The sequence below is a fragment of the Terrimonas pollutisoli genome, assembly GCF_029360765.1.
Classification (GTDB): domain Bacteria; phylum Bacteroidota; class Bacteroidia; order Chitinophagales; family Chitinophagaceae; genus Terrimonas_B; species Terrimonas_B pollutisoli.
In genome coordinates, this window is the sequence record NZ_JARKNA010000013.1 from 64344 (window position 1) to 79561 (window position 15218).

The following is a 15218-nucleotide window of genomic DNA, read 5'->3' on the forward strand; positions in this document are numbered from 1 at the left end:
TGGCATCATCAATACTTGCCATGGCTAATGCGACCCGTAATGCAAAGTTCTTCAATTTTCACATGCGCAGATTTAACTAATGTAAGATTAACTTTTTTCTTCCCAAATCTGCACCAGGTGTACCATTGTTTCCACTGCCTTGTTCATATCCTGTACACTAATGAACTCTAGTTTTGAATGAATAGCCTGCTCACCTGCGAATAGATTAGGACAGGGCAATCCCATAAACGACAAGCGGCTTCCGTCCGTGCCACCGCGGATGCTTTCCATTTTTACCTGCAAACCAGCTCTTGCTATTGCTTCCCTGGCGTAGTCAACCACATGGGTGTTTACATCCAGCACTTCCTTCATGTTGCGGTATTGTTCTGTTACGATATATTCAAAGCTCGCTTTGGGATGAACCCTTACAGCTTCCTCTACGAGAGTTCGTAGAAAATCTTCCTTCTTTTTTAAGCCAGGTGTTTCAAAATCACGGATTATAAATTCGATGCTGCATTTTTCCGCAATTCCTTCTACCCGCACGGGATGAATAAATCCTCTTTTTCCCTCCGTACTCTCGGGTGAGAGCCGGTCCTTGGGTAACGCATCCAAAATCCTACCGGCAATCTTCATGGCGTTGACCATTTTACCTTTGGCGTAACCAGGATGGGCAATTACTCCATGAATGATAACCTGCACACCATCTGCACTGAAAGTTTCATCTTCAAGGCTACCGGCTTCACCACCATCCAGTGTATAACCAAAGTCAGCTCCCAACTTTTTTAAGTCAACATGAGTGACACCTTTGCCAACTTCCTCATCAGGTGTAAATAAAATTTTTATTTCACCGTGCTTGACATTATCGTTCTTCATGAGATAATTGGCCATGTCCATGATTTCTGCGACACCAGCCTTATCATCGCTTCCTAATAACGTGTTTCCCGATGCAGTGATGATATCATTGCCAATCTGGGTTTGCAGGTAAGGATATTCCGACAAACGGAGTACCTGTGATTGATCATCGGGCAATACAATATCTTCTCCCCTATAGTTTTTATGTACAAGGGGCTTGACATTAGTGCCGCTGCAATCCGGTGCCGTATCAACATGGGCACAAAAACAAATAACGGGAACCTTCTTAGCTGTATTGGATGGAATGGTTGCGTAGACATAACCCCACTCATCCAAATGAGCATCCGCAATGCCTATCTGCTTCAATTCGTCCACTAAGATTTTGCTTAGATTCCTTTGCCTTTCTGTGCTTGGAAAAGAACTTGATTGCGGATCACTTTGTGTATCCACCTGCACATATCTCAAAAACCTTTCTGCCGCGGTAAATTGGTAGCTTTCAAACATACTCTTTCTTTAGGGGCATCGAAATTACATGAAAAAAGGGCAATAGTCAATTGGCAATCGGCAATTAGCAATAAATAACAGGCAAACAAATAGCTTTAAAAACAGAATAGTCCATAGTAAATACTATGAACTATTAAATTGCTTATTGCAAATTGCCAATTAAATTACGGCATAATGATCAGCGGACTGCCCCCAACGATCTCTACTAATTCAAGATCGAAGATCAGGTCTTGTCCTGCGAGGGGATGATTTGCATCCAACAGCACCACTTCTTCTTTTATCTCTGTCACGATCACCTGGTGTTGATTGCCCTGGCCATCGCTCATAGCCAGTGCCATTCCTTCTTCTATCTCCATATCTTTTGGGAAGCGTTCTTTCGGCATTTCTATAATCATACCGGGATCTTTTGGTCCATAGGCTTCCAAAAAAGGTATATTGATCGTCTTTTTTTCGCCAACTATCATACCTGTTACACCATCATCAAATCCTTTTATCACCATACCACTTCCCACTTCAAATTCCAAAGGCGCACGACCTTCCGATTTATCAAAGGTCTCACCACTTGTCAACCGACCATGATAGTGTACTTTCACCTTATCACCACTTTTAACTTTTTGCATTGTTTGCTATTTAATTTAAAATTAATTGTCTCATTATCCCTGATAAAGAGGGCTGCAAGATAGCCATTTTGCCACATGCAACCGTTTAAATATTTCAGGCGTTCTGTATAGGCAATCTTGAGTATATTGACGCCCATTGAACGAATCAAACCTGGTGTATGAAAAATGTTTTTCCTGTCCTGTTGTTTGCATTAGTCATTTCATCCTGCCATGCCCAAAAACCTGGACAAACCGGATCGGATAATAAATTAACTCCGGCCACCAATGCTCAACGTATCATTCCGGGAGCTGAACGTATCAATGTATACCTGCCGCTCATAAAAGGAAGAAAGGTTGGCATCTTCGCCAATCAAACATCTACCGTTGGCAACACTCATCTCGTAGATACATTAAAGAAACTGGGTATTGATATCAAAGTAATTTTTGGCCCGGAGCATGGATTTCGGGGCACGGCTGATGCGGGGGAAAAAGTTGGCAACTATGTTGACCAAAAAACAGGCATCCCGGTAGTATCCTTATACGGATCAAAAAGAAGACCCGCTGTTGAAGATGTAAAAGATGTGGATATACTGATCTTCGATATACAGGATGTGGGGGTTCGCTTTTACACTTATATATCTTCACTCGAAGAGTTCATGGAAGCAGCTTTTGAAATGGGTAAACCGTTGATGATACTGGACCGGCCCAACCCCAATGGACATTATGTTGACGGCCCGGTACTGGATAAAAAATATAAATCTTTTATAGGCATGCAGTCCGTTCCTGTTGTGTATGGTATGACCATAGCAGAATATGCCATGATGATTGCCGGAGAAAAATGGTTGAGTGAAAAAGCCAATAGCCGCTATGATTATTATAAAAACTATGCACAAAATTCAGTAGATACGCCGTTTCATTTTCAAATTATAAAAAACGCCAACTACAATCACAAAAGCAAATATGTATTACCTGTAAAACCATCTCCCAATCTGCCAAATATCCAATCTGTTTATCTCTACCCTTCCACCTGTTTTTTTGAAGGCACGGTGTTGAGTGAAGGCAGAGGCACTAATAAGCAATTCCAGGTTTTTGGTCATCCATCGCTACCGAAAAATTTGTATTCATTTACACCCAATCCTAACGAGGGAGCTAAAAGTTCGAAGCTCTATGGACAGGTTTGTTATGGCTGGGATCTCAGTGGCTCACCCGAACAGGTTTTGGCTAAGGTGGATAATAAAGTTCAATTAAAATGGCTGATGGAAGCCTATCGATTATTTCCTAAAAAAGATAGCTTTTTCATTTTGCCCGGGTCCGGCAATATGGAAGAATCATTCTTCAATAAACTAGCGGGAAATAACGAGCTGTGGCAGCAATTAAGAGATGGCAAAACGGAAGACGAAATCAGGAAAAGCTGGGAGCCTGCACTTACTCAATTTAAAACTATCCGCAAAAAGTATCTTCTTTATCCTGACTTTGAATGATTTTCACAGCTCCGACAAATATCTATACAACGACATAGCGACGTAAAATATTCCGATTGATTAACCTTGTGTCTTAGCTTCCCGGGGTGAAAATATTGATTCCAGATTTTCCTGGATTTCCAAACGATGTTTATAAATTTTTTTTTAATAGTAAGGAATCCTAACTATATTTATTCTATTGTCTCACCTTAAATAGTTATAGTATGGAAACCACTGCTATCAAAGGCTACACGTATGGAGCCGTAACATCATCACCTGTTACATTGCAGGACCTGGACCTGCTGAAGCAAACTGTTTTATTTACGGAAGAAGATGAAAAATACCTGCGCATGGCAGGTAATGTTTTAAAAGACCAGACAGATGCCGTGCTGGATCTCTGGTATGGGTTTGTAGGTGGCCATCCTCACCTGCTCCAGTATTTCAGTAAAAATGGACAACCCAACACTGATTACCTGGACGCGGTCCGTCACCGTTTTGGCCAGTGGATCATGGATCTCTGCAACCGCAAATACGACCAGGGGTGGCTGGATTACCAGCACGAAATAGGGTTACGACATCATTCACTTAAAAAAAATAAAACCGATAATGTAGATACCGCTCCTATTATTCATTTCAGATACCTGGTAGCGTTTATATTTCCCATCACAGCTACTATTAAATCATTTCTCGCCAACAAGGGTCATGGCCCAGACGAAGTAGAAAAGATGCATGCAGCATGGTTTAAAGCAGTAGTGCTGACTGTGACATTGTGGTGTCATCCTTATATACGCCAGGGCGAATTTTAAAATACCGACCAAACCTCAGCAGAAAAATGATCAATGACCCACTCAACCTTATTGCCTTATTTGACTAACGCCTTATGGCATGAACAACTTTTAGCTTCCAATTTTTGTACAATAAGGTAATAAGGCTGAATTGATTTAATTAATTTCCGCAAAGGTTTGTCTAAAACAAACCGAGTAGCGTTTAGGTCATTCCAGGGTTTATAAATTTTGAAGCGATATAAAATAGAATTAGCAATACCTGACGGAACGTCTAATTACTTCGTCTTTCTTATTTTTATTTTATCAGATTGATCATTAAATGAAACAAAAAAATGTTTTTGACAGAAGAATACAAACCAGTGAAGTAGAAAGTAAAATTATTGTAGCATTGGAACGCATCGCCGAAGCCTTCCGGGTATTGCTATGGAATGAAACGAAACAATATGGACTCAGCCCTATCCAGGTACAGTTACTTATTTTTATAATGACCCACCCTTCCCAACAATGCAAAGTAGGTTACCTGGCACAGGAATTCAATATGACCAAAGCTACCATCAGTGATGCCATCAAAGTATTAGAGAAAAAAGGTTTGCTGGAGAGAAAAACCGAATCAAATGACAATCGCAGCTATATTTTCCAGTTGAACAGCAAGGGAAAAAAAATCACCGAAAAAATTTCTTTATTCGCCAATCCCCTCCGCCACCCATTACAGGAATTTACCAATGAAGAAAAAGAAAACCTTCTATCCGGTCTTTTGCACCTGATTTATAACCTGCACCAGGAAAAAATAATTGCGTTGCAGCGGATGTGCTTTACCTGTCGCCATTATAGCGCTGGCAAAAGGAAAGACCAACACTACTGTAAACTATTGCAAATGCCGCTTCAAAAAAGTGAGTTGAGGATTGATTGCCCTGAACATGAATATGCAGGCTGATAAAAAGGTTGGCAACTCTTTGGCCAGTCAAATCAATTGCATCTGTGTAGCAATCCTAACCAATGAGGCGGTATTCTTTGCTTCCAGTTTTGCTAATAGATTTTTTCGGTGCGTATCTACAGTAGTGACGCTGATAAATAATTTTTGAGCGATCTCAATATTCGTCATTCCTTCGGCAATGAGCCCTAATACTTCTTTTTCCCGACGGGTTAAAACAATGGTCGCTGCATCTTCTTTTCGCAAAGTATGGGAAGCTTCTTCACTTAAATAAGTTTTACCTTTTATAACAGTACCAATGGCCTCCGTTATTTCTTCCTGTGTAGCATTTTTTAAAACATAACCGGAAGCGCCATTGTCCATCATTTTCTGAATAAAACTTTGCTGATTAAAAGTGCTAAGCCCGATGATAAAAACTGAAGGATATTTCTCTTTCACTTCTTTGCACAGATCAATACCGCTTTTATCCGGCAGATTAATATCCATCAGAATAACATCGGGCTGTTGCTGTTTTAGAAAAGCCATGCAGGAAGCGGCATTCATGGCATGACCAGTCCATTCGATACCTTTTTCATTCTGTAACAATGAACGGATGCCTTCTATCACCATATAGTGATCATCAACTATAAATACACTGGCAGCCATTATGCTTTTAATTCAATTAATACAGAAGTTCCTTTGCCCGGTTCCGATTGCACATCCAATTTTCCTTTCAGATATTCGATACGGCTTTGAATGTTGCTCCATCCAATTCCTCTACCACCCTTTAAAATTACCGGGTCAAATCCTTTTCCATCGTCTTCAACGGTTATAGAAATGTTTCCATCGGTTTTAGTCACCTGTACTATAGCTGTTTTTGCAGATGCATGCTTCATTGTATTATTGATCAGCTCCTGCACTATCCGGTAAATGGTGATCGCCGTTGTTTGTTCAATAACCGCATTTTCCATTCCAATCGACTGGTAAGTTACCCTTAATGCACCTGATTGATTGATATCATTACAAAAATCCTTTAATGCTGTATCCAGTCCAAATTTAACCAGCGCTTCCGGCATCATATTGTGTGCCACACGCCGCATTTCCTTGATGGAACTGTCCAGCATATCCATGCTGCGTTCAAAAGCCTGATGATTATCAGGCGTCATGATAAGGTTTCCTTTCATAGTCTGAAATGAATATTTAATGCCCGACAACATACCTCCCAGTCCATCATGAAGGTCTTTTGCCAGGCGGGTTCGTTCCTGCTCCTCTCCTTTTAATACAGCTTCTGTTGCTGATAATTGTTTTTCTTTTTCCAATTCATTAATGCGTTGTTGCTGGATCTTTTGCTTTTGTTTGTAGTTGCGATAAGAGAGTAAAGAAATGAGGAGCAAAATAACGGCGGAGCCAATGAACACATAATTCAATATTCTTCGCTCCTGCAATTGTGACTTTTGCAATACTATTTGTTTATCCTTTTTGGCTGACTCATATTTCTGTTCCAGTTCTTTCCCATATTTCCTCGACTCCATACTGAGCACAGAATCATTAACTTCTTTATATTTCTGAAAATATTCATAAGCTTTTTTATACCGGCCGGTAACCGCATACACATCCGACAGGTATTTGTAACCTTCATCAAGCATTCCATAATAGTTAACCGCTTTGGCTTCTTCTATGCCCGCCAATAAATATTTTTCAGCTTCACTGTATTTTTTCTGGATAATAGCGATTGCTCCCATTTGCAATTGTGCCTCCGCCTTGCCATAACTATAATTGTAACTTTTTGAGACATCATAACTCTTCCTGAAAAAATAAAATGCTGAATCCGGCTGATTTAATTTTTTGAAAACCTGTGCAGCAACCAGGTAGTAGGAAAGCAGAATGTCAATATTATCTGCATTCTCCGCTTCATTAAAATATATTGTAGAGCTGTCAAGGAATTTTTTGGCTGAGGGATTCTCTTCTTTCACACTGTATGCATTGGCTAAAATAAAATAAGCCATAAAAAGATTTTGCCTCACACCCTGTTCTTTTGCTGCCGATACTGCTTTATGAGCATATTCAATTTGTTTAAGATTTTCTCCCATGTCGCCAAAAAGTGTAGATAGATTGGCATACTTATTAATCAGGCCATTTGACTCCTTAAGTTCTTCCATCAGGGAAATACTTTTTAAATAATATTCTACAGCCTGTTTAAATTCGTTTTGAGCCTTTAATATGCCGGCCTTGTCATTAAAGGCATTCGCTTCCCACAATTTTGATTTTGGATGATCTGATTTTTCATAATTCGCAATAGCATGATCCAGGCTAACGGTTGCCTGCTCGTAGTTGGCTGCAGTACTGAATAAGACAGATTGATTTTGATAGGCACGGCCCAACTGGTAGTACAATTTCTTTTCACTTGCAAATTTTATGGCGTCGCGGTATGCCTGGTATGCTTTGGCGGTGTCAACCGCTTCATAGTCTATGGCTAAACGCATCATGCTCATGGCCCTGTTGCTGTCAGGCATCTGTTGCTTTAATTCATTCCTGATACTATCAACCAGGTGTTGCTGGGCCTGCAAAAAGCCTGCGGGCAATAAAAACAAAATATAAACTTGTATTATCCTTCTCATAAAGTAATGTACCTTTTTGCCCGCCATATTACAAATAAACTATTAAGCATTGTAGTTATGCCTCCTCTTTTTCCATGATTTTTTGACTTTCCGAAAATATCCCGTTTTTACAGGATTGATAGTTTTTGATGGTTGTCGTTTGTTTGTGTAGATTCTAAATCATCAAAACCGTTTACATGAAACAGCTAATTCTTTTTCTTCTTTTCCTGGCAGGTTACGTTTTACAAGTATCAGCACAGGATAAAACCGATCTCAATCAGGTAACAAAAGAGCAGATCAGTAAACTAAATGAAATAGTAAAACCTGTTAAAGAAACGATTGACAAACTTTTGGATGAAGACCAAACAGGCACTTACGAACAGTACAAGAAAGAAGTTGACCTGTTGAGAAAAGTAAAAAATACAGAAGGGAGAGCTGGCCTTACCCAAAAAATACTGTCAGGATACCAGGAGTTTTTTGATAAGATATGGGAGAAGGCCGATGTAGATGAAAAAGATTATCAAATCAAGATCAGGTCTATATTTTCTCCAGGTATGGCGGAGCTTATACATTTTGATCCTTACCTGGGATTTACTATAATTACCAGTACAAATCCAGAGCCCAGCCCGCCGCCGCCTGCACCCGACCCCCGTGCGGATATTTGCATTAATGATGTATGTGCCAAAGCATCCGGCGAAGTAAGTGGCAACTCTTATTTAGTCAGTGGTGGTGGCGGCAGCTATGGAAATTGTTTTGTAAGAGCAAACGCCTGGGGCGCAGTTGCATCCTTTAGCGAAATCAGCAGCGGTTTAAAAAACAATATCGCTATTCCCGGTGCAATACCGCTGGATAATCGCCGGCTGGCAGTCACATTTGATTATGATGTAAAACTGCAAGCCACAGCATTTGCAGTGCTTGGTGCAAGTATGGCGAGTGCATCGGTTAGTGAATATTCGTCTCGGGAATATATGATGGTTTTTTCACCCATCCTTTTCGCCAATTCCAAGCAACTTCAAAAAACCGTTCATAGTAGTTATATCGTAGAAAAAAATCAGGTCAGTTCCAGTAAGATTTCAGCCGGATCAACGGTTTTTAATGCAGTTATCAGCGGAAGCTGGGGCAATGCAGAAGCAAGCAATATCCGGTGGACTGTTTGTGAAACGAAATAATTCCTGTTTTTACAGGATGGACAAGCATTGTTTGGATGGTCATCTTTACATCATCATTAATACTCTTTTAACACATCACCATGAAAAAATTATTACTTCTTTCGACATTGATAGTCTTTACAATTACGGCAGCACAAGCACAAATAAGAACTAAGGTTGAGAAGAACAGGCTACAAGCTCCGTCAAAGATTGTTGAGCCTGTGTCAACTGAACCCAAGGCAGTTCCGCCACCACCACCTCCCGCAACAACTAATAAAACCTCCGGTACCGCCAATACAAGTACGCCGGTATATATCCTATCGTCAGCAAGAGTAAGTATCAGAACAGGAAGTGATAATAAGGAATTTCCATCTGCTGTTTGGGTAGCATTGGCGGCCAAAAGCGCACCAGCAGAATGGAGAACCTATGTTCAGCAAAACCTGGGCAATGAAATGAGAATAAACTCAGAAACAGAGTTTGGCCTGGGGCTGGAGGCACAACCGATCTCATTGGAAACATTCCAGAAATCGGGATTGGTGTTAAGGATACAATATAGCCCTAATATAATCTTTGATGCATGGAAAATAGAATCCGTTAGTTTGACCCTGGAATTCAAGGACCAAAATGGAAACCAGCATCCATCACTTGGTAGAAAAACAATCGTATTCAGTAATGCATATGGTTTTCTGAATAATGATTTCCGGTATATGAAATGTTTTGCAGATGAATCTTTTTCGCCTCTTACTGCTGTTATCTCAAAAGAATATTAAAATAGTAAAGTGAAAAAGCTTTTTTTAATACCGCTTGCCATGTTTGCGACAATAAATGTTTTTGCGCAAACCGACAGCTTTGATGTATTCACTTATCAGCCGCCTGAATTTTTTGCCAAAAGCGTATTATCATCAGAAGTACATTTTAATATGACGAATAAAGATGGCAGCTTTTGTACGATTATCCTGTACAAAAGCCGGCCCGCCAAAAAAGATGTAATGCAAGATGTAACCACCCAGTGGAATGAACAGGTGGTAAAGCGATTAAGTAAAGCAGATAAAAAACCAAGCAGGGTTTACACACAGCAAATGTGGGATGGCTGGGCTTCTACGATTGCCATTGGTAATTTTTATCAAAACAAAAAGAAATGCGTGGTGATGCTGTCTTCCTTCAGAAAGAACCAAACATCGGTCTGCGCAGTATTTATGTTCAGCGATAAAATATTTAAAGGACCGGTAGAAAGTTTCTCCAAAAACCTTCACTTAATAAATCAACAATGAAAAAACAACTACTGTTTACTTTCTTCTTACTCATATTGGCATGTATAACTTTTGCACAGCCCAAACAAAAGCCGGCTGCAAGGCAGGATAAAACCCCTACTCAAAAAGAAATGGCGGACATGATGAAAGAAATGCAGGCTGCAATGGACGAAATGAGCCCGGAAGATAAAAAGATGATGGATAGTATGGGTATTAAAAAGCCTGACACAAAAAGCATTCAAAAAAGTATGTCGGGCATCACCGATGCACAACTCCAAAAAGCTTTTGAAGATGAGAACAGGATCGTTCCTATGCGGGATGCAGCAAGAATTGCAGCCATACCCAAAGGAGTAAATGCCAGCCGCATGGGAGCCTATATCGCTTCTATACAAAGCAAAGCGGAAGCCCTGGTAAAACCGGAATTAAAAAAAATGGGCGACAAAATTTACAGCTACATCAAATCAATTAGCAAGAATAGCACAGAAGCAGGTAATATGGCCACAGGTTTATGGATAGCCGGCAAACCCGAATTAGCATTCTACACTTTGGGTAAAATTTGTATTAACGATGCGGTTAATACTGATAACCTCAGCAATTATGCTTCCATGCTTTCCATGCTCGACGTTCAGAACCTGGCCATTCCTATTCTTAATAACCTCAATGTAAAATTTCCGAAAAACAGTACGCTGCTCAACAACCTGGGGCAGGCATGGTTCGGCCTGGGAGAAATAAATAAGGCTGAAAAATATTTAGACAGCGCAATTCGGATATACGCTTACCATCCGCAGGCTAATTATACAAAATCATTTATTGAAGAAAGTAAAGGCAATATCCCAAAAGCAATTGAAGCTGCTAAAAAAAGTATCCGCAAAGCATACAGTACGGAAAAAGAAAACAAGTTGAAAAAACTAGGGTATACCTTGAAACCTGATGACATTGACTGGGACCTTCCAATGCCGCAAGACGCATTGGGTTTAGGAAAATTCAATTGGCCTGAATATCCTTTGGATGTTGAACAAAATAAATTGTTGGAAAAAGAATGGAAAGATTTTAAAAATGAATGCCAGCAGAAAATTAATGAACTGAAAATAAAGCAAACAAGATTAGAGCAGGAATATTTAACCCAATCCACTTTACGTACACAGCATATTCTTCAGGCAGGTCCAAAAGGCCAATATGTACAAATGATGCCTGTTTACGCAGCTAAAGCCATAAAGAAATTGGGCCCTGGTGTAAATGATGTAAATGGAAATGTGTCGTTTGTATTTGCAAAAGAATTAGGAGCGGTGACAAAAGCATTGCTTGCTGTTGGCGGATATGAAAAGATACTCAATGAAAAGCAACTATTATTGGATAAAAAATATGAAGACCAGGTTGGTGAAGGCAAACCCAACCCCTTTGAAGCAATATGTAAAGATGAAAATGCTATCCGTACTGAATTTTTATTAGCGGCCAATGGAGAATTACAAAGCACCTACAGAAGCTATTTTAATTATGTACGCCGCAGAACCAGCGATCTATTGTATTATTACCAATACACAATGTGGCCCGAACAGTTTGAACTGGCCAAAGTGAATGCACAAATTGCCTGGCTCACACAAATAAAAGACCAGCGGGTATTTTTTAAAGATAAAAGCAGTTGGTGCACATCAGTACCGAAAACAAAAAAACCGGGCACATTACAAAAATTTGATGACGTGGCCTGCCAGTATAACTCTACCATGGATTTAAAAATAATTAAGTTTACGAACAACTGCAGCCGCATGACCAGTGAGTTTGATTTTATGTTTCTAAACTATGTTAGAAAAGATGATTTTGAACGGGCAGAAGGCGATACCTATATCAGCAGCACTTTCAAAATAAGTGCCGAAGCAGGGAAGGATTTGAAGGCAGGCCCATTAAAAGTGGAAGCAAAAGTTGGTGCCGGGGTTGAACTTGAATTTGGACGTGGAGGCCTGGAGGATGTGACACTCATTGGTGAAGCTAAGGTGGGGGCAGGTACGGGCATATTCGATGAGGACGAAAAGTCAGGCTCACCCGGAATTGGTATAGCGGGGAAAGATGCTTTCCCAACAACTGTGGAAGCTGGTGTCGAAGGCCGCATCAGCATCATTACCGGAAAGGGATCTGTGTCGGGAACCGGTGTATTGAAGGACATTAAAATGGCAGAATGGTAAAAGCTATTTTTCAATACAGTATAAGTGCCTTGGGCAAATTTTCAGGACGGAAAATCTAAACTATAAAAAATGAAATACTCTCTTATAATTGCAGCAATATTTATTTCCTTACAAACTTTTTCGCAGGATTGCACCAAAGAATTGCTGAAGCAAAAACCCGGCACATGGAAAGCAGGACCAAAAGGTTCTATTGCGAATGTGAGTGCTGCCGATTTAGCAAAAGAAAAAGCAGCAGTAGGTGCCATTCACAAAATGGTTTCTGCAAATTTTAAACCAACCGGATGCCAGATCTCTTACAGCACTGTGTATGGAAAGTATTTGAATGCGGGCCAAAACTGGGTTGCAGATCCCTATCATTATTCAATGTATGTTCTAAGATATATATGCGACCAACAGAGTACAGATAAATCAAAATATTACGTTGATGTTTCTACTCCAACAACAGTTACTATAACAGCCAATGTAATTTTTTCATTAAATAATCTGTATGCGGCGACTATTCCTGCGGATGATTCCAGGGGTTATTTAAAGCTGAAACAACGCCCGGAAAGAAAAGAGGGCTATTATTTTATGGGTGAAGAAGTGGTGGGTGATAGTCACCTGGAAAATAAAATAAAAGAATACCGATGGCTGATCACCTATAATGACACACTACCTTTTTTGTACGTAAGCCGTAAAGAATATTTATTGATACAGAAAAAAAGACTGGAACAAACTATAAAAGATGAAGGTGCACATGACTTTAATAATAAATGCATGAGCAACATTAATGAAGAACTAAAGAAACCGGAAGCCGAATTAATAAAGCCTGCTATTTGTCCATGGAACGATGAACAACGGTTTACAGGTTTTGTAGAAGAAGGCACCCGCGGTTCCTTTATTGCTGTAAAACCTAATCCTGCATACTATCGAAAAAAATTGCCGAAGTCATCTCCGCAGTTTTTTTCCGTTGTATATAAAATAGCACACGGCGATCCTGTCTTTGAAGAGAATATTGCAGCAATAAAAAAAGCTGTTGATTTTGCGGCACTGAAAAATATGTTGGGTAAATAAGATCCGGAATGAATTAATTATTATAAAATGAAAAAACTAATTCTTCTTATAAGTGTAGCCATTGCTACCTGTGCACAGGCACAGCCAATATACGTTGATCGGATTGGCTTCAAACTTGAAAGCATTGCCCATTTGGACATTAGCTGGATGAAAATAGCGACATATACAAAGGGACCAATGGCAAAACAGCTTGGTCACCGGAGTTATAGCGCCAAACAAATTGGCTATAGCCAGCAGTTCGTTACCTGGATGCAGCAATCCTATACGCCCAAAGGATGCCTTGGCGATGCTGGCTACTATCAAAATGCCATGCCCAAACACAGCAGTACCAACAGCAGCTATGGAAACATCATTAACACACATTTAGATGCACTGCCACACTTGTATGGCGCCTTCGCTAAAGTGTATATGTTTTTAAAAAAAGATGCCAATGGAAAATTTGTTCCCCAAAACAACTATGCCGATTACTGGCACATTGAAGCCAATCAACTGCAATATATCAGCGTACCTGTCTCTTTTATTTCTACACCGGAGCAGTATTATTTTACAATGCCGCATTATCACAAAGATGCAAAGAGAGATTTTGCAGACGATAAAGCAGCCAGCCAGTTATCAGGTTTCGACTCCCACAAAAACTTACAAGCCTATCCTCATTTTTATATTCCGCCAAAAATTATTGGCGACGATGCACAGTATGTGGTAGTGATGACAAAGGACAACAAATTGCCATTTGAAGAAATAACCATTGGCGAGTTTTTTTCACAGGCAGAAAAACAATTGCTCTTTTGGCAAAAAGCAGAAAACAGGTCAGCAGACTTAATGGCCAAAGCACAGAAAAACCTTGCCCGTTTAAAAGAAAAATATAAAAACAGGTGGAATGATGTAGCGGAATTAAGATCTCCTTATGGGCAAATTGGTTTTTATGACTTTGTAAATGCAAGTGAGGACCACAGCGATATGTTTGAGCAGGGTGAAGAAAGCACAACCTTTCCCATTTTGAAAATAAATAAAAAAACATTGGACTTATGCAAGACCGATCAACCGCAATGGCTGGTAATAAGGTGGGACAATGGAATGCCCAATCACGAATACTCCATTCACAGGCATGAATCCATTCTTAACAATTTCAATTTCGACTATGTGTATCAATATTTTTTTGGTACTAATAAAGTGATCGAACCCTACAAACCACTTCGTTTGCCCGGCTACAAAGAATCCATTACAATAGAAAAAGCATCCGACAAAACAATAAAAGCAGGAGCTGATAAAAACGTTATTTTCTTTGAAGATTTTTCTACGAGCTCCATTGGTAAGCCTGCCAACAACTGGGATGGCTCTTTGGTTAAAGGAAGAAAAGCAACTGTTACACAATTAGACGGCAACAATGATAAATGGCTTGAAATTCACGGGAATGAAAAAGTGCGTCCCAAAAATATTCAAATTCCATTGCCTCAAAATTTCACCCTGAGTTATGAGCTGGTGGCATCACAAAATTTTACATGGGGTGCCAAAGGTTTAACAATGCAACTATCAAAAGAAACATCACCCGGCAATGCAGAATCCTATCTAAAACTTAAGCTACGGCCTGGATTTGATGGCCGTGATGGAGAGGCAGAACTTGAAACAAAATTTCCTTTTCCCCCAGGTTATTCAAACGGCACCAAATGGTATAAGGCCAATGGGTTTTCCAATAATAAAAAAGCAAACCTCATTACTGTTACTATTAAAAAAATAGATGAAAAGCTCCAGGTGTTTATTGATAAAAATAAGATAGCGGAATACGAAAAAGCAATACCTGCAGCTCACTTGTTTAATGCCCTGTCGTTTGATTGTAGCGGTAATTCTGGAGAGAATGATAAATTTTATATCAGCAATGTTAAAATAACGAAGGATTGATTCGTAAC

Annotated in this window: 13 protein-coding genes; 9 read left to right on the forward strand and 4 right to left on the reverse strand. The window is 39.8% G+C overall.

The window, feature by feature from the left end; all coding sequences use genetic code 11:
* Positions 1-87: 87 nt before the first annotated feature.
* Positions 88-1335, reverse strand: coding sequence for a peptidase T (pepT, locus tag P2W73_RS18455; protein ID WP_276503567.1), 1248 nt, complete (start codon positions 1333-1335; stop codon positions 88-90).
* A 164-nt stretch (positions 1336-1499) separates the two neighbouring features.
* Positions 1500-1955, reverse strand: coding sequence for an FKBP-type peptidyl-prolyl cis-trans isomerase (locus P2W73_RS18460; protein ID WP_276503568.1), 456 nt, complete (start codon positions 1953-1955; stop codon positions 1500-1502).
* A 158-nt stretch (positions 1956-2113) separates the two neighbouring features.
* On the opposite strand from P2W73_RS18460, the gene P2W73_RS18465 reads away from it, so the two are divergent.
* From P2W73_RS18465 to P2W73_RS18475, 3 genes are all read left to right on the forward strand, one after another.
* Positions 2114-3415, forward strand: a complete 1302-nt coding sequence (locus tag P2W73_RS18465) for an exo-beta-N-acetylmuramidase NamZ family protein (RefSeq protein WP_276503570.1) — start codon at positions 2114-2116, stop codon at positions 3413-3415.
* A gap of 203 nt (positions 3416-3618) precedes the next feature.
* The gene (locus P2W73_RS18470; protein WP_276503571.1) at positions 3619-4200 is read left to right on the forward strand and encodes a protoglobin domain-containing protein; all 582 of its coding nucleotides are present in this window, start codon (positions 3619-3621) and stop codon (positions 4198-4200) included.
* 298 nt (positions 4201-4498) lie between these two features.
* The gene (locus P2W73_RS18475) at positions 4499-5113 is read left to right on the forward strand and encodes a MarR family winged helix-turn-helix transcriptional regulator (RefSeq protein ID WP_276503572.1); all 615 of its coding nucleotides are present in this window, start codon (positions 4499-4501) and stop codon (positions 5111-5113) included.
* A gap of 27 nt (positions 5114-5140) precedes the next feature.
* Here P2W73_RS18475 and P2W73_RS18480 read toward each other — a convergent pair whose 3' ends face one another.
* The gene (locus P2W73_RS18480; RefSeq protein ID WP_276503573.1) at positions 5141-5755 is read right to left on the reverse strand and encodes a response regulator; all 615 of its coding nucleotides are present in this window, start codon (positions 5753-5755) and stop codon (positions 5141-5143) included.
* The gene (locus P2W73_RS18485; RefSeq protein WP_276503574.1) at positions 5755-7707 is read right to left on the reverse strand and encodes a sensor histidine kinase; all 1953 of its coding nucleotides are present in this window, start codon (positions 7705-7707) and stop codon (positions 5755-5757) included. The genes P2W73_RS18480 and P2W73_RS18485 overlap by 1 nt, the downstream gene beginning before the upstream one ends.
* 176 nt (positions 7708-7883) lie before the next feature.
* Between P2W73_RS18485 and P2W73_RS18490 the strand changes: the two genes are divergently transcribed.
* The 6 genes from P2W73_RS18490 to P2W73_RS18515 all read left to right on the forward strand — a co-directional run bounded on the left by P2W73_RS18490 (position 7884) and on the right by P2W73_RS18515 (position 15210).
* Complete coding sequence (locus P2W73_RS18490; RefSeq protein ID WP_276503575.1) at positions 7884-8855, forward strand: hypothetical protein; 972 nt, start codon at positions 7884-7886, stop codon at positions 8853-8855.
* Positions 8856-8935: 80 nt separating this feature from the next.
* The gene (locus P2W73_RS18495; RefSeq protein WP_276503576.1) at positions 8936-9604 is read left to right on the forward strand and encodes a hypothetical protein; all 669 of its coding nucleotides are present in this window, start codon (positions 8936-8938) and stop codon (positions 9602-9604) included.
* Between the two features lie 9 nt (positions 9605-9613).
* A complete protein-coding gene (locus P2W73_RS18500; RefSeq protein ID WP_276503577.1) occupies positions 9614-10105 on the forward strand; it encodes a hypothetical protein in 492 nt (163 codons plus the stop codon).
* Entirely contained in the window at positions 10102-12261 is a 2160-nt protein-coding gene (locus P2W73_RS18505) for a tetratricopeptide repeat protein (protein ID WP_276503578.1), read from the forward strand. Before P2W73_RS18500 ends, P2W73_RS18505 begins: the two co-directional genes overlap by 4 nt.
* Before the next feature lie 69 nt (positions 12262-12330).
* Entirely contained in the window at positions 12331-13314 is a 984-nt protein-coding gene (locus P2W73_RS18510) for a hypothetical protein (RefSeq protein ID WP_276503579.1), read from the forward strand.
* Between the two features lie 27 nt (positions 13315-13341).
* Positions 13342-15210, forward strand: coding sequence for a hypothetical protein (locus P2W73_RS18515; protein WP_276503580.1), 1869 nt, complete (start codon positions 13342-13344; stop codon positions 15208-15210).
* Positions 15211-15218 lie beyond the last annotated feature (8 nt).